General features: G+C 72.1%; 13 protein-coding genes. 4 read left to right on the forward strand and 9 right to left on the reverse strand.

Annotated features, from left to right (window positions below; genetic code table 11):
- Window positions 1-14: 14 nt before the first annotated feature.
- The 7 genes from ACZ6K0_RS16115 to ACZ6K0_RS16145 form a co-directional block, all read right to left on the reverse strand.
- Window positions 15-1232, reverse strand: a complete 1218-nt coding sequence (locus tag ACZ6K0_RS16115) for an acyltransferase family protein (RefSeq protein WP_469228662.1) — start codon at window positions 1230-1232, stop codon at window positions 15-17.
- Window positions 1229-2218 (reverse strand): alpha/beta hydrolase, encoded by a 990-nt coding sequence (locus ACZ6K0_RS16120; protein ID WP_469228661.1) that lies wholly within the window; start codon window positions 2216-2218, stop codon window positions 1229-1231. Before ACZ6K0_RS16120 ends, ACZ6K0_RS16115 begins: the two co-directional genes overlap by 4 nt.
- A 205-nt stretch (window positions 2219-2423) precedes the next feature.
- Window positions 2424-3104 carry a response regulator gene (locus tag ACZ6K0_RS16125; RefSeq protein WP_376405154.1) on the reverse strand — a complete coding sequence of 227 codons (681 nt, stop codon included), beginning with the start codon at window positions 3102-3104 and terminating at the stop codon, window positions 2424-2426.
- A gap of 37 nt (window positions 3105-3141) precedes the next feature.
- Window positions 3142-4458: a sensor histidine kinase gene (locus ACZ6K0_RS16130; RefSeq protein ID WP_376405152.1), complete on the reverse strand. Its 1317-nt coding sequence runs from the start codon at window positions 4456-4458 to the stop codon at window positions 3142-3144.
- Window positions 4459-4690: 232 nt separating this feature from the next.
- Window positions 4691-5641 (reverse strand): DUF4429 domain-containing protein, encoded by a 951-nt coding sequence (locus tag ACZ6K0_RS16135; protein ID WP_469228658.1) that lies wholly within the window; start codon window positions 5639-5641, stop codon window positions 4691-4693.
- A gap of 74 nt (window positions 5642-5715) precedes the next feature.
- Window positions 5716-6930, reverse strand: a complete 1215-nt coding sequence (locus ACZ6K0_RS16140; protein WP_376405148.1) for an alpha/beta hydrolase — start codon at window positions 6928-6930, stop codon at window positions 5716-5718.
- Window positions 6931-7049: 119 nt separating this feature from the next.
- The gene (locus tag ACZ6K0_RS16145) at window positions 7050-7700 is read right to left on the reverse strand and encodes a TetR family transcriptional regulator (RefSeq protein ID WP_469228845.1); all 651 of its coding nucleotides are present in this window, start codon (window positions 7698-7700) and stop codon (window positions 7050-7052) included.
- Window positions 7701-7835: 135 nt separating this feature from the next.
- Here ACZ6K0_RS16145 and ACZ6K0_RS16150 point away from each other — a divergent pair, with 135 nt between their 5' ends.
- Window positions 7836-9458 carry an MFS transporter gene (locus ACZ6K0_RS16150; protein ID WP_376405146.1) on the forward strand — a complete coding sequence of 541 codons (1623 nt, stop codon included), beginning with the start codon at window positions 7836-7838 and terminating at the stop codon, window positions 9456-9458.
- A gap of 154 nt (window positions 9459-9612) precedes the next feature.
- Complete coding sequence (locus ACZ6K0_RS16155; RefSeq protein WP_469228656.1) at window positions 9613-10017, forward strand: peptidase inhibitor family I36 protein; 405 nt, start codon at window positions 9613-9615, stop codon at window positions 10015-10017.
- Here ACZ6K0_RS16155 and ACZ6K0_RS16160 read toward each other — a convergent pair.
- The gene (locus tag ACZ6K0_RS16160; RefSeq protein WP_469228654.1) at window positions 9998-10777 is read right to left on the reverse strand and encodes a potassium channel family protein; all 780 of its coding nucleotides are present in this window, start codon (window positions 10775-10777) and stop codon (window positions 9998-10000) included. The two genes, ACZ6K0_RS16155 and ACZ6K0_RS16160, sit on opposite strands and share 20 nt — an antisense overlap.
- Window positions 10778-10848: 71 nt before the next feature.
- Window positions 10849-13581, reverse strand: coding sequence for a pyruvate dehydrogenase (acetyl-transferring), homodimeric type (aceE, locus tag ACZ6K0_RS16165; protein ID WP_469228652.1), 2733 nt, complete (start codon window positions 13579-13581; stop codon window positions 10849-10851).
- Window positions 13582-14019: 438 nt separating this feature from the next.
- Here aceE and ACZ6K0_RS16170 point away from each other — a divergent pair, with 438 nt between their 5' ends.
- Both ACZ6K0_RS16170 and ACZ6K0_RS16175 read left to right on the forward strand, forming a co-directional pair.
- Window positions 14020-14442: a DUF3052 domain-containing protein gene (locus ACZ6K0_RS16170; protein WP_376405138.1), complete on the forward strand. Its 423-nt coding sequence runs from the start codon at window positions 14020-14022 to the stop codon at window positions 14440-14442.
- Between the two features lie 127 nt (window positions 14443-14569).
- A complete protein-coding gene (locus ACZ6K0_RS16175) occupies window positions 14570-15028 on the forward strand; it encodes a peroxiredoxin (RefSeq protein ID WP_376405232.1) in 459 nt (152 codons plus the stop codon).
- The last annotated feature ends 112 nt before the right edge of the window (window positions 15029-15140 follow it).

The raw sequence follows: 15140 nt of genomic DNA on the forward strand, positions 1-15140 counted from the left end.
GTCGGCGACCACGCTCACGCCAGCCCCAGGGCGAAGACCGCGAAGCCCGCCGCGAGGAGCCCCGCCACCGTGCGGCGGGCCGGACCGGTCTTCGTCCACGGGGACTCGAAGCCCCGCGCGAACCGCCCGATGAGGAGGAGCAGTCCGGCGAAGACCGGCATCCAGGCCAGCCGGGCCAGGATCCAGCCGACCGAGTCCGGCGCGCCGACCAGGCCGGGGATCTCTCCGAGGTACGAGCCGGGGATCGCCGCCGCGAGCATCGCCGTCTGGTGCCAGCACAGGATCGTCATCGCGGACAGGTTGACCACCACGACCGGCGCCCACAGCGCGGGCCGCTTCAGGAGCCTGCCGAGCCGGTCGCGGAGCAGGATCGCCGCACCGCTCTGCGCGGCGGCGAGGGCGAGGACGAGCAGCGACGGCGGGTGCGAGTTGGTGCGGGCCTCGCCGGGGACGCCGACCATGGACGCCGGGTAGCCGAACCAGACGAGCAGGGCGGCGAAGAGCGCGGCGCCGCCGGCGAGCAGCGCCCAGGCGTGGCGCCGGGTGACCCGGCCCTCGCCCCAGGAGACGCCGAGCTGATAGGCGAAGAGCCAGCCGGGCAGGATGTTCAGGAGGCTCAGCCAGGACGGTACGGCGTCGGCGTACGGCCCGTACCGCAGGAAGTCGACGACGGCGACCGAGGCGAGCAGCGGCGCCGCGGCCCAGACGCCGAGGCGGCGGGCGACCCGGACGCAGTACGGGGTGAGCGCGGTGACCACCGTGTAGACCCCGACGAACCAGAGCGGCTGGATCACCAGCGTGGACGCCGTCCGCAGGGTGTCCACGGGCACGCCGAGGCCGAAGTGGAGCAGCGGCAGCAGCGCCGCCCACACGGCGGTGACCCCGAGCACCGGGCGGCCGAGCCGGGCCAGCCGGCCCTTCAGCCACTCGCCCGTCGAGCCCTTGCGGCGCCGGTAGGAGAGGACGGAGGCGTAGCCGCCGACGAGGAAGAAGATCCCCAGCATCTGGAGGACCCAGCTGACCGGGGCGAGCCCGGCGAAGGTGCCCAGCGGGCTGGCGTTGTGGAGGGCCCCGTCGGAGGAGAGGGTGAAGCCGCCGAGCAGCCAGTGCCCGGTCGGCACGGCGAGCAGGGCGAGGGCGCGGAGCCCGTCGATCGCCCGGTCGCGGTGGGCGGGGGTGCCGGACTCGATCGTCGATGCCGTCTTCCGGGCCATCGTCGTCAGCGTGCTCATCGGACGTCTCCCTCGGCGATCGCGGCGAACGTGCGCAGGGAGCTGGTGCCGGGCGCGAAGTAGCCGCCGTGGCCGGTGGCGTCCTCGGCCGGGACCCGGCGGGCCCCGAAGTCCGGGTCGGTGGGGTCGGCGCCGTGGCCGAGCCCCGCGACCTCGACGTTCGGGATCCGGTCGATCCAGTCGGTGGGATCCTTCGCCGCCCAGACACGGGCGGAGGTGCCGAGCTCGGCGACGTTCGCGGCGCGCATCCCGGGGGAGCCGAAGACCACGAGGTCCTTCGCCTTCAGCTCGTGTGCGGCGAGGCCGCAGACGACGGAGCCGTAGCTGTGGCAGAACACGGACGGCTCGGCGGCCCCGGCGGGCCTGACGGCCGCGAGACCGTCCACGAAGCGGGTGAGACGGTCCGCCCCGGCCTCGGCGAGCCGGCCGGTGGCCGCGTCCAGGCCGACGCCGACGGGGGTGGTGTACCCGGCCCAGGCGACGACCGCCGTACGGCCGCCGGTCGCCCGGTGCAGGGCCCGCGCCATGTCGGCGAGCGGCGTGACGTGGTCGGTGTCGACGTCGGAGCCGGGCACGATCACGGCGACGTGCTCGGCCCGCGCCAGGTCCCCGTACACGAGGGCGAGCTGCCCCCGGCCGCGCGGATCGTGGGCCAGGACCCGCGCCCCGGCGAACCGGCCTTGCGCGGCACGGTCGTTGGCCTCGTACCGCAGGGCCAGGGGAGCGCCGTCGAGGTTCCCGACGACCGTCGGGTGCGTCCGGGCCAGCTCCTGCTGTCGTACGGGAGCGAGTCCCGCGAAGAACCGCGCGGTCCCGGCCGGGCTCATCCCCTCGGGGTCCGGCAGCCCCGCATCCCGCCACGCCCCCGTCCCGACCGGGGCGCCGGTGACGGGCTCCTGGGCGTTCCCGGACGCCCAGCCGGCCGTCCCGGCGATCACGGTGGCCACCAGGGCCACGGTGGTCAGGGTCCTCGCAAAGCGGCGCATGGGGTCGCCCTCCCTCTCCGGTTCTCGCCCTTTCGTCGGCGAGAGGAAGGTAGGAAGACGACGGGTGACGGCACGTCACACCGGGGGGCCAACCACGGGTTGATACCGGGGTAGGGGGTGGATGAGCAGCCAACCCCCCGGCGGGGGTGGGGTTTTCCCCCGGGTCGCGGACGCGGAACCCCGGGAGGAGCCTCTGCGGGGCGGCTCAGGTCGTGCCGGGGGTCACCAGGCCCGACTCGTACGCGAAGACCACGGCCTGCGCCCGGTCGCGCAGGTCCAGCTTGGCGAGGACCCGCCCGATGTGGGTCTTCACCGTCTGCTCCGCGAGGACCAGATGCTCCGCGATCTCCTGGTTGGACAGCCCCCGGGCGATCAGCTCCAGGACCTCCGTCTCGCGCGGGGTGAGACCGTTCAGGCGCAGCGCCGTGGAGTCCCGGCGCGGGGCGGGCCGGGAGGCGGCGAAGTCGGCGATGAGCCGGCGGGTCACGGACGGCGCGAGCAGCGCCTCGCCCGCCGCCACGATCCGTACCGCCGCGATGAGGTCGGCGGGCGGCGCGTCCTTCAGGAGGAAGCCGGACGCGCCCGCGCGCAGCGCCTCGTACACGTAGTCGTCCACGTCGAAGGTGGTCAGCATGAGCACCTTCGGCCGGTGCGTGACGCCGGTCGGCGGGTGGAGGATCTCCCGGGCCGCCGCGAGCCCGTCCAGCTCCGGCATCCGCACGTCCATCAATACGACGTCCGGATGCGTCGAACGGGCCACGTCCACGCCCTGCCGCCCGTCCGGCGCCTCGCCCACCACGTCGATGTCGGGCTGCGCGGCGAGCAGCGCGGCGAAACCGGCCCGCACCATGGCCTGGTCGTCGACGATGATCACGCGGATGGTCACTCGGGGTCCTTGGGGGTCGGGGCCGTCGCCTGGCCGGTCACGCGGGCGCCGGGTCCGCCGTCAGCGGGAGCCGTGCGGCCACCCGGAAGCCGCCGTCCGGCAGCGGCCCGGTGTCCAGCGAGCCGCCCGTCAACCGTACGCGCTCCCGCATGCCGACGAGGCCGTGCCCGGTGCCGGCGGCACCGCGCTCCACCCCGGAACCCGCCTCCGCGCCCGGCCCGTTGACGACGAGGACCGTCAGCCACCCGTCGTCCGACGGCCGGACCGACACCCGGGTCGCCGCGCCCGGCGCGTGCCGGACGACGTTGGCGAGGGCCTCCTGCACGATCCGGTACGCGGACAGGTCCACCGCCTGCGGTACGTCCCCGAGGTCGGCGGCGAGCGACAGCTCGGCCGGCACCCCGGCCCGTACCGTCGCCTCCACCAGCTGCTGGACCCGGTCGAGACCCGGCTGCGGGGCCCGCTCGCCCTCGCTGCCGTCGCTGCGCAGCACGGTGAGCAGCCGCCGCATCTCGGCCAGCGACTCGCGCGCGCTCGTCGCGATGGAGGTGAACTCCTCGCGGGCCGCGTCCGGGAGGTCGGGGATGCGGTACGGCGCCGAGTCCGCCTGCACGGTGATCACGGACATGTGGTGGGCGACGACGTCGTGCAGCTCGCGCGCGATCCGCGCCCGCTCCTCCAGGAGCGTGCGGCGGGACCGTTCGGCCTCGCTGATGGTCTCCTGCTCGACGAGCCGCCGCTGCGCGTCGCCCCGGGCGCGGACGGCCGAGGTGAGGAGCAGCAGCACGCCGCTCAGGACGAGCAGCAGCGTGTGGAGGCTGGTGTCGCCGTCGGGGCGGAAGACCTCCAGGACGTACCCGGCCGCACCGGTCGCCAGCCAGACGCCGAACAGGGCCCGGCGGGACTCGCGCAGGCCGAGCGCGACCATCAGCGCGCAGTAGCCGACGACGACCGGCGCGGTCCAGGGCCACAGGTCCGCGTGGGGGCCGTCGGAGGAGATGAGGGGGAGCGCGCCGAGTACGTCGGCGGTGAAGATCACCCACCAGGCCTGGAGGGGCCGCGAGACGGCGAGCAGCAGCGGCGCGGTCTGGGCGGTGGCGAGGGCCCCGGCCAGGGCGCCGTTGACGCCGTAGTCGTTGACGAGGACGGTGACCGTGGAGGGCAGCAGCGAGGACACGAAGGCCACGGCGACGACGTACGGCAGCAGCCGCACCCACCGCGAGGAGGCCTCGCCGAGCAGGGGAGCGCCGGGGGTGGTCGGGGTGGAGAGCGCGACCCCGAGGCCCTGGAACAACTCGCGTGACCGGGCGCTGAAGCGGCGGATGGGCGGCTCGTGCCGCTGTTCGGTAGCCATGACCCGCCCAGGGTAGGCAGCACGTGTGGCGGCAGGCGTCATACCAAGGAGGGGGCCGCGACCCGATACCGGGGTATGACGTCGGGGCCCGGACGACTCCCTCGGCTCGGACGACTGCCGTCGCTCGGAGGACTGCCGTCGCTCGGAGGACTGCCGTCGCTCGGAGGACTCCCGTCGCTCGGAGGGCTCGCGCGGCCCTGACGACTCCCTCGGCCGTGACGACTCCCTCGGCTCAGAGCTCCGCGAGGAGTTCCGCCTTCTTCGCCGAGAACTCCTCGTCCGTCACGAGCCCCGCCCGGTGCAGGTCGCCCAGGTGCCGGATCCTTTCCGCGACCACCCCGGGGTCGCGGCGCGCCGCGCCGGCCGGTACGGCGACGGGCGCGCGGTCCTTGCCCCGGATCGCCGCGAGGACCGCCGCCGCGAAGGGGAGGGACTCGTGCACCGGCCCGAGACCGAGACCGAAGACGACCGAGGCCGGGTCCCGGTCGGGCTGCGCGGGCCGGGGCGCGCCGTCCCGGGGCACCAGGCGCAGGTACCCGTCGAGGATCTCCGGCGAGCGCCACTCGACGCCGCTGAGCTCCCGTACAGAGAAGGTCTGGTCGCCCGCCTTCCACTTCTCCGAGGACGCGCCCGTCCAGGACCAGCGGAACGCGATCTCCGACGTCCCGTCGAAGCTCGCCCGCCCGTCGTACGTCTTGAAGGACTGCGGCCCCGTGGGCGCGGCCACCAGGAAGCCGTCGGTGGGCGTCACGACCACGGCGTCCCGCTCGGCGTCGCCGTCACCGCCGTCACCGCCGTCACCGGCGTCCCCAGGATCCCGGGGATCCCCGGGATGCACCGCGTCCCGCGGAAGCAGCGCCCGCAGCTCGTCCCGGTAGTACTCGGCGAGCGTCTCCCGGTCCGCCGGCAGCACCAGGCGGTACGGATCGCAGGCCTCCTTGAGCTGGCCCGCGGCCGCCTCCATCAGCGGATCCGCGCCGGGCCTGGGCACGGCGTGCAGCACGACGGTGCCCCGCTTGCCGGGCGTGAGCGTCACCGACGCCAACGCCTCGTGCGGTACTCGTCGTTCGCGCAGCGCGCTGAAGAGCTTCGGCGTGTTGCGGTTCCCCCGTTCGAAGCGGATGACGAGGGCATCGCTCTCGAACTCCCAGGTGGCATGAATTCCGGCCAGCACATCACCCATACGCCTCATCGTAAGCGGCGCGTGCCCGTGCGTCGCCCCTGCGAAAGGTCGGGAAATTCTGTGATCTACGCGCGTCAGGACCCTTCCGCCCCGGATATTCCGTGGTGGCAAGCGCTGTCGGCACGTGCGCAGATCAGCTCCCGGTACTCCCCGACCCCTATGGCCGCGAAGTTGCCGAGGCTCTCCGTACCCGGCTCGAAATAGCCGCCGTGGCCGATCGCTCCGCCCGCGGAGAGCAGCCGCGCGCCGAATTCCGGTTCCACCGGGTCGGCGCCGTGCCCCACCCCGCCCACCTCGACGTGCGGCACGTCCGCGATCCAGTCGTCCGCGTCCCGCATGGCCCACACCCGGGCCCGGGTGGAGAGGTCCGCCGCGCGCTCGACCCGCATGCCCGGGCTCCCGGCCACGGCGAGATCCGTCACCCGGGCGGGCAGCCGGGGCGCGGCGAGCCCGCACAGGACGGAGCCGTAGCTGTGGCAGAAGAGCGCCACCCGGGCGGTCCCGGGCAGCGCCGAGGTCAGCTCCACGAGGCGTACGGCTCCGTTCGCGGCGAGCCGGCCGGTCATCGCGTCGACGCCGACCCCGGCCGGCGCGGTGTAGTCGGCCCAGGCGATGACGGCGACCCGCGCGTCGGGGGAGGCCCGCCGCTCGGCGGCGAACAGTGCCTCGGCCATGCCGGCGGGAGCCGCGTACCGGCCGTGGGTCTTCTGGAAGGTGAGCAGGGTCGTGTCGACGCCGGGCACGATCACCGAGACCCGCCGGGCCCGCTCCAGGTCGCCGAGCACCTCGGCCGCGCGGCCCTTGCCCGTCGGGTCGAAGGCGAGGACCTGGCGGCCGGGCCGCATCAGGGAGGCGAAGCGGTCGTACCGGCGCCGCGCCTCGTGGCGGCCCTCGGCGGACAGCCGGGAGTCGTCGACCCGGCCCCGCTCGGCGGCGAGGGCGAGACCGAGCGTGTGCCGGTTGGCGCGGTAGCGGAGGGCGACGGGGGCGCCGTTGAGATTGCCGACGACGAGCGGGTGCCGCTCGGCGAGCCGGAGACCGCCGGCCGGCCCGAGCCGGGCGAAGAACGCGGCGACCGAACGGGCCGGGGTGGTGGCCGGGTCGGGCAGCGGGCGGTGGCCGACCCGGTCGCGCGCCCACGCGGCGAGCGCGGTCGCGCGGGACGGCCCGGGCTCGGGGCGGTGCCGGATCGTGGTCCACCCGGTGGTCGCGAGCAGCACGAACACGACGGCGAGCGCGAGGAGCGTGCGCGTCACGGCGAGGGCGGGCGAGGCGTCGGCGGAGGTCACGGGCCGCCACCCTACGGGGGCCGACACGAACGGCCCAAAGCCTGCCGCCGTGCACTTCGGAGCGGTACGGACCGCCTACGCGGCGTCGCCGAACCGTGTGACGCGCAGGACCGGGGCCGCTACGGGGCGTCGCCGGCCGGCCGCGGTCGCCAGTGCGGGGCGAGCGCCGGGCCGAGGTGGTCGAGGTACCGCTCGGTGAGGGCACGGATGGCCTCCAGGCTCTGGTCCGTGCCCCGGACCCACATCTGGCCGGTCACCCGCATGACGCCGCTGAACGCCGCCACCGCGATCCGGGGGCGCGGGTCCTCGTCCACGTCGAGGCCCTCCCGTTCGGCGATGATCCGGGCGATCGTCTCCTCCGTCTCCGCCGAGCGGCGCAGATGGACGGCGAGGAGCGCGGGCGTCGACTCGATCATCTGGAAGGTCCGCAGGTACTGCTCGATCGGGACGACCTCGGCGATCGCCTCGCCCGCGTGGTCCCAGGCGCTCAGGACGGCGTGGCGCAGGGCGTCGAAGGGGCCCTCGCCGGGCGGCCGCTGGGCGAGGGCGGTCACGAACAGCTCCTCCACCATGTGCTGGACGGCGAAGGCGACCTCCTCCTTGGAGGCGAAGTAGCGGAAGAAGGTCCGCTGGGAGACCTCGACGGCCTCGACGATCTCGTCGACGGTGGTCCGCTCGTACCCCTGGGCCGTGAAGAGCTCCAGGGCGACCCGGATCAGCGCGTCGTGCGTGCGCTGCTTCTTCCGCTCACGGAGGCCGGGGGCAGGCACGGTCAACGCGAATCCTCTTCTCTGGCGTGTTTTCGGATGGTTCGTCCGAGTGCAGGGTACCTGTGAGCTACGTGACAGTTACCGGCGTGTGAATCGCTTTGTCAATTGTCAGTGACTGTCATTAGCCTCGTTCCCATGACTAGTCAGACCACCGTGGAAAAGGCCCCGCAGGGTCATGGGGGCGTCCGGGAACCCGTACCGGCCCCGACGAAGGGACTGCGCGGTCACCCGTGGCTGACCCTGTTCGCCGTCGCCGTGGGCGTGATGATGGTGGCGCTCGACGGCACGATCGTCGCCATCGCCAACCCCGCCATCCAGGCCGACCTGGGCGCCACACTGGGCCAGCTCCAGTGGATCACCAACGGCTACCTGCTCGCGCTCGCCGTCGCCCTGATCACCGCAGGCAAGCTCGGTGACCGCTTCGGCCACCGCCAGACCTTCCTCATCGGCATCGCGGGCTTCGCCGCCGCCTCCGGTGCGATCGGCCTCTCCGACTCGATCGGGGCCGTGATCACCTTCCGTGTCCTCCAGGGCGTCTTCGGCGCCCTGCTCATGCCGGCGGCGCTCGGCCTGCTGCGCGCCACCTTCCCCGCCGAGAAGCTGAACATGGCCATCGGCATCTGGGGCATGGTCATCGGCGCCTCGACGGCCGGCGGCCCGATCCTCGGCGGCTTCCTCGTCGAGCACGTCAGCTGGCAGTCCGTCTTCTTCATCAACGTGCCGGTCGGTGTGATCGCGCTCGTGCTCGGTCTGGTGATCCTCACGGACCACCGCGCCGAGAACGCGCCGCGCTCCTTCGACGTCCTCGGCATCCTGCTGCTCTCCGGCGCCATGGGCTCGCTCATCTGGGGAATCATCCAGGCGGGCGCGGACTGGGGCTGGACCGACGGCAAGACGTGGGGCTGTCTGATCGGCGCGCTGCTGCTCTTCCTGGTCTTCGCCTTCTGGGAGACCAAGGTCAAGGAGCCGCTCGTCCCGCTCGGCATGTTCCGTTCCGTGCCGCTCTCGGCCGGCGTGGTGCTGATGGTCCTGATGGCCTTCGCCTTCATGGGCGGCCTGTTCTTCGTGACGTTCTACCTCCAGGGCGTGAAGGGGCTCGGCCCGATCGACGCCGGTCTGCGCCTGCTGCCGCTGACCGCGATGATGATCGTCTCCTCGCCGCTGGCGGGCGCCCTGATCACCAAGTTCGGCCCGCGGGTCCCGCTGGTCGGCGGCATGGTCTGCACGGCCGTCGCGATGTTCGGCATGATCACGCTCTCGGACGGTACGAGCACGCTCGTGATGTCCCTCTGGTTCGCGCTGCTCGGCCTGGGCCTCGCCCCGGTCATGGTCGGCGCCACCGAGGTCATCGTCGGCAACGCCCCGCTGGAGCTGTCCGGTGTCGCCGGCGGTCTGCAGCAGGCCGCCATGCAGGTCGGCGGCGCGCTCGGTACGGCGGTGCTCGGCGCCGTCATGTCCTCCAAGGTGGCCGGTTCCTTCGCGGACAACTGGAAGGAGGCCGGCATCCCGGCCCCGGTAAACCCGCAGCTGGAGGAGGCCGCCGAGTTCGGCATGGCCCCGCCGGAGCTCGCGCAGGCGCCGGGGATGACCCCCGACCTCTTCGACAAGATCTCCGGGGTCATCCACGACACCTTCCTGGACGGCATGGGCCTGGCCTTCACCGTCGCCGGCGGCGTCGCGGTCGTGGCGGCCCTCGTCGCCACGCTCACCAAGCGCGGCGAGAACGCGGAGGCGGGCGGCATGGGCGGTCACATCTGACGTCCGCCGGATGCCCGTAGCCGGGTCCCTGCTCAGGGTTCCCGTAGGGGGCCGTCACCCGTTCGCGTGAACGGGGGCGGCCCCTCTTCCGTCGGTGAGTGACCTCCGCCATGCTTTTGATTACGGAGAGTAATCAAACGGGGGTTGTATCGCCATGTACGCGTATACGAAGACGAAGACCGTGCTCGCCACGGCGGCCGCAGCCGCCCTGACCGCACTCCTCACCGGGCTCCTGACGGCCCCGGCCCCGGCGGCCGCCGCGCCGTCCGGGACCGCCCTCGGGGCCTGCGGTCCCGGCCGGCTCTGCCTCTGGCCCAAGCCCGACTTCAAGGGGCGGGCCCAGAGCCACGAGCTGGCCACGACCGACATCGAGAGCTGTGTCGCCCTGCCGCCCGGCACCTCGGCCCAGTCCCTCGCGAACCGCACGGGCCGGCCGGTCACCACGTACCAGTCGGCGGAGTGCGCGGAGGCGGGGGAGTTCGAGACCTACCCGGGGCGGGGGACCTGGGTGCCGCAGACGCCCTACGAGGTCAGAGCGTTCAAGATCTGGGAGCGGTAGGCACGGGGACGTCCGGCGCCCCGTCCGGCGCGGGCGCCTCCACCGGGGGCGACAGCCGGGCGACCTCCGCGCGCAGCTCCCGCACCTCACGGGTCAGTGCCTCCAGGAGCTCGGTGTGCCGGCGCTCCACCGCGTCGTCCCGGTCGAAGCGGGCGATGAACCAGGCCGCGATGTTGGCGGTGACCACACCCAGCAGGGCGATGCCCGAGAGCATCAGACCGACCGCGAGGACCCGGCCGAGACCCGTGGTCGGGGCGTGGTCGCCGTAGCCGACCGTCGTCATCGTGGTGAAGGACCACCAGACCGCGTCCCCGAGCGTCTTGATGTTGCCGTCCGGGGCGTCCCGCTCGACGTGCAGCACGGCCAGCGAGCCGAACATCATCAGCCCGACCACCGCGCCCGCCACATAGGTGGTGAGCGTTATCTGCGGGGCCATCCGGGCCCGCCGGCCCACGAGGAGGAGCGTGGACACGACCCGCAGCAGCCGCAGCGGCTGCACCATCGGCAGCAGGACCGCGAGCAGATCCAGGGGGTGGGAGCGGACGAAGGCCCAGCGGGCCGGGGCGAGCGCGAGACGGACCAGGTAGTCCAGGGCGAAGGCGGCCCACACGGTCCACTCGACGTGGGTGCACAGCCGGTGCACCCACGGGTCGGCGCCGGGGGCGACGATCGGCACGGCGTACGCGATGCCGAACCCCACGGCCAGCACCAGCAGCGGCACCTGTGTGCGCTCTTCCCAGCGATCCCTCATGCCGGGCATCGTAGAGAACGCCGAAGGGCGGCGAGACCGTCGGCCCCACCGCCCCTCACCAGGTGCTACGCGCTACGGACTCAGGCGTCGCCGCCCGCGGCGCCCGGGTCGGCGGCCGCCACGTCGAGCAGCTGGTAGCGGTCCACGGCCTGCTTCAGGGCCGACCGGTCGACCTTGCCCGCGCGGGCGAGCTCGGTCAGCACCGAGAGCACGACCGACTGGGCGTCGATGTGGAAGTAGCGGCGGGCCGCACCCCGCGTGTCCGCGAAGCCGAAGCCGTCCGCGCCCAGCGAGGTGTACGTGCCCGGCACCCAGCGGGAGATCTGGTCCGGGACCGCACGCATCCAGTCCGAGACCGCCACGAACGGGCCCTCGGCGCCCTGGAGCTTGCGCGTCACGTACGGGACGCGCTGCTCCTCGTCGGGGTGGAGCAGATTGTGCTCCTCGACGGCCACGGCCTCGCGGCGCAGCTCGGTCCACGAGGTCGCGGACCAGACGTCGGCCCGGACGTTCCACTCCTCGGCGAGGATCCGCTGCGCCTCGATCGCCCACGGCACGGCGACACCGGAGGCCATGATCTGCGCCGGGATCGTCCCCGCCTCGGCCGGCTTGAAGCGGTGGATACCGGCGAGGATGCCCTCGACGTCCACGTTCTCCGGCTCGGCCGGGTGCTGGATCGGCTCGTTGTAGACGGTCAGGTAGTAGAAGACGTCCTCGGCGGCCGGGCCGTACATCCGCCGCAGACCGTCCTTGACGATGTGCGCGATCTCGAAGCCGTACGCCGGGTCGTAGGCGATGCAGGCCGGGTTGGTCGAGGCCAGCAGGTGCGAGTGGCCGTCCGCGTGCTGGAGGCCCTCACCGGTCAGCGTCGTGCGGCCGGCGGTGGCGCCGAGCACGAAGCCGCGCGCCAGCTGGTCGGCCATCTGCCAGAACTGGTCGCCGGTCCGCTGGAAACCGAACATCGAGTAGAAGACGTACACCGGGATCAGCGGTTCGCCGTGCGTGGCGTACGCCGAGCCCGCGGCGATCAGCGAGGCCGTGCAGCCGGCCTCGGAGATGCCGTCGTGCAGCATCTGGCCGGTCGGCGACTCCTTGTAGGCGAGGAGGAGTTCGCGGTCCACCGCCTCGTACTGCTGGCCCAGCGGGTTGTAGATCTTGGCGCTCGGGAAGAAGGCGTCCATGCCGAAGGTGCGGTACTCGTCGGGGGCGATCAGCACGAAGCGCTTGCCGATCTCCTTGTCCCGCATGAGGTCCTTCAGGATGCGGACGAAGGCCATCGTGGTGGCGATCGACTGCTGCCCCGAGCCCTTCTTGGCCGCCGCGTAGGTCTTGTCGTCGGGGAGGACCAGCGGCTTCGCCCGCACGACACGGGTCGGCACGTACCCGCCGAGCGAGCTGCGCCGGTCGTGCATGTACTGGATCTCCTCGGAGTTCCGTCCCGGGTGGTAGTACGGCGGCAGGCCGTCCTCCAACTGCCGGTCCGTCACCGGGATGTGCAGCCGGTCGCGGAAGCGCTTGAGGTCGTCGACCGTCAGCTTCTTCATCTGGTGGGTCGCGTTGCGGCCCTCGAAGTTCGGGCCCAGCGTCCAGCCCTTGACGGTCTGGGCGAGGATCACGGTCGGCTGGCCCGCGTGCGCCTTCGCCGCCGCGTAGGCCGCGTAGATCTTCTTGTGGTCGTGACCGCCGCGGCCCAGGTGCAGGACCTGCTGGTCCGACATGGACTCGACCATCGCGCGCAGCCGGTGGTCGCCGCCGAAGAAGTGGTCGCGGATGTAGCCGCCGGTCTCCGTCGCGTACGTCTGGAACTGGCCGTCCGGGGTGGTGTTCAGCTTGTTCACCAGGATGCCGTCGCGGTCCTGGGCGAGCAGCGGGTCCCAGGAGCGGTCCCAGATCAGCTTGATGACGTTCCAGCCGTTGCCCCGGAAGATCGACTCCAGCTCCTGGATGATCTTGCCGTTGCCACGGACCGGGCCGTCGAGCCGCTGGAGGTTGCAGTTGACGACGAACGTGAGGTTGTCCAGGCCCTCGCGGGCGGCGATGGAGAGCTGGCCGAGCGACTCGACCTCGTCCATCTCGCCGTCGCCGAGGAACGCCCAGACGTGCGACTTGGAGGTGTCGGCGATGCCGCGCGCCTCCATGTACCGGTTCATCCGGGCCTGGTAGATCGCGCCGAGCGGGCCGAGGCCCATCGACACCGTCGGGAACTCCCAGAAGTCCGGCATCAGTCGCGGGTGCGGGTACGACGAAAGGCCGTTCGGGTACTTGGACTTCTCCTGGCGGAACCCGTCGAGCTGGGTGTCGTTCAGCCGGTCCAGGAGGTAGGCGCGGGCGTAGATGCCGGGGGAGGCGTGCCCCTGGAAGAAGATCTGGTCGCCGCCGTCGCCCTCGTCCTTGCCGCGGAAGAAGTGGTTGAAGCCGACGTCGTAGAGCGAGGCGGAGGAGGCGAACGTGGCGATGTGACCGCCGACGCCGATGCCCGGGCGCTGGGCGCGCGAGACCATCACGGCCGCGTTCCACCGCGTGGCGTTGAGGACCTTGCGCTCGATCTCCTCGTTGCCGGGGAAGAAGGGCTCGTCCTTGGTGGCGATGGTGTTGACGTAATCCGTGCTGCGCATCTCGGGCACGGCCACGCGCTTCTCGCGCGCCCGCTCGATCAGGCGGAGCATGAGGTAGCGGGCGCGCTCACGGCCCCGCTCGTCGACGGCCGCGTCGAGGGAGTCGAGCCATTCCTGGGTCTCTTCCGGGTCGAAATCCGGGACCTGGCTGGGAAGGCCGCCAATGATGATCGGGTTGCGATCGGATCCGGGAGCCACGCTCTTCCTTCGCTGTTCGGTGGTGCCCACGGGGCCACGAAGTGGTCGGGATGTCCATCGTGTACCCCGTCGACGCCAGACGTCACATTTACCGAGGGGTAACCCCTAGGAGGCGCCCAGCGGTGTCTGCGGTGTCCTCCACGTGTTCGGATGTGTTCAAATCGCAACCTTACGCCCAACTCGCGCATGCGTTTCGTCCGGGCGTTCGGCAGACTGAAACCTCAGAAGTCCGTAAACCGGGATGAATCATGTGGGACTGATCACGAAGGGCGGTCCGAGCGTGCCGGAAGTTGGGGCGAGACGGCCCCAAACGTCACCGTTTCGGCGGTCTCAGCGGCCCAGTACTTGCGCGATGAGCCCCGGCACGTGTGGACTACGGCCAGCGCCGCGCGCATACGCGTGGCCCACAGCATTTTCCGAATGAGCAGGAGGCAAGCCGTGAGCGCGACCGCGGACCACGCGGAGGAGCGGACCAACCCGGCAGCGAGGCTGGGGTTCGAGCCTGGCCAGGTGGTCCAGGAGATCGGTTACGACGACGACGTCGACCAGGATCTCCGTGAAGGCATCGAGTCCATCATCGGCGCCGAGCTCGTGGACGAGGAGTACGACGACGTCGCCGACGGCGTTGTGCTCTGGTTCCGCGACGAGGACGGCGATCTCACCGACGCACTGGTGGACGCCATCGGTCTTCTGGAGGACGGCGGCGTGATCTGGCTGCTGACGCCGAAGACGGGCCGTGACGGCTACATCGAGCCGAGCGATATCAACGATGCCGCGCAGACTGCTGGTCTCTCCCAGACCAAGAGCATCAGCGTCGCCAAGGACTGGGCGGGCGCCCGTCTGGTGGCCCCCAAGCGCTGATCACCGTGTGACGAACAGCCCCCGCCGGTCCTCCGGCGGGGGTTTTCGTGCGCAGGCCGTAGGCTGGCCTCACCGATTCGGCCCAAGATCTGGGCCGGGTTCCGGCGAAGGGATGCGTGGCGTGGCGATGGCGATCGAGGTCGGCACCGAGGCCCCGGACTTCGAGCTGAAGGACAACCACGGACGCACCGTGAAGCTCTCGGAGTTCCGCGGCGAGAAGAACGTGGTGCTGCTCTTCTACCCCTTCGCCTTCACCGGCGTCTGCACCGGAGAGCTGCGCGAGCTGCGCGACAACCTCCCGGCGTTCGTCAACGACGACACCCAGCTCCTCGCCGTCTCCAACGACTCGATCCACACCCTGCGCGTCTTCGGCGACCAGGAGGACCTGGACTTCCCGCTGCTCTCCGACTTCTGGAAGCACGGCGAGGCCTCCCGCGCCTACGGCGTCTTCGACGAGGAGAAGGGCTGCGCGGTGCGCGGCACCTTCGTCATCGACAAGGAGGGCGTCGTCCGCTGGACCGTCGTGAACGCCCTGTCGGACGCCCGTGACCTCGGCGACTACGTCAAGGCCCTCGACGCCCTCTGAGCCGGTCCGGGACCGACATCTCCGATTCGCGGGGCGAATCGACTGTTTCGACCGGGAACCCGTCACTAGGATCCACTCGTTGATCCGATGCCAACGCACGACTGGGGCGCTG

Source organism: Streptomyces sp. NPDC042346, assembly GCF_055581845.1.

Bases quoted from the DNA above. Each gene is read 5' to 3' on its own strand.
- ACZ6K0_RS16120 (WP_469228661.1), bottom strand. From the start codon at position 2,218: ATGCGCCGCTTTGCGAGGACCCTGACCACCGTGGCCCTGGTGGCCACC.
- ACZ6K0_RS16135 (WP_469228658.1), bottom strand. From the start codon at position 5,641: ATGGGTGATGTGCTGGCCGGAATTCATGCCACCTGGGAGTTCGAGAGC.
- ACZ6K0_RS16150 (WP_376405146.1), top strand. From the start codon at position 7,836: ATGACTAGTCAGACCACCGTGGAAAAGGCCCCGCAGGGTCATGGGGGC.
- ACZ6K0_RS16160 (WP_469228654.1), bottom strand. From the start codon at position 10,777: ATGCCCGGCATGAGGGATCGCTGGGAAGAGCGCACACAGGTGCCGCTG.
- ACZ6K0_RS16115 (WP_469228662.1), bottom strand. From the start codon at position 1,232: ATGAGCACGCTGACGACGATGGCCCGGAAGACGGCATCGACGATCGAG.
- ACZ6K0_RS16130 (WP_376405152.1), bottom strand. From the start codon at position 4,458: ATGGCTACCGAACAGCGGCACGAGCCGCCCATCCGCCGCTTCAGCGCC.
- ACZ6K0_RS16155 (WP_469228656.1), top strand. From the start codon at position 9,613: ATGTACGCGTATACGAAGACGAAGACCGTGCTCGCCACGGCGGCCGCA.
- ACZ6K0_RS16175 (WP_376405232.1), top strand. From the start codon at position 14,570: ATGGCGATCGAGGTCGGCACCGAGGCCCCGGACTTCGAGCTGAAGGAC.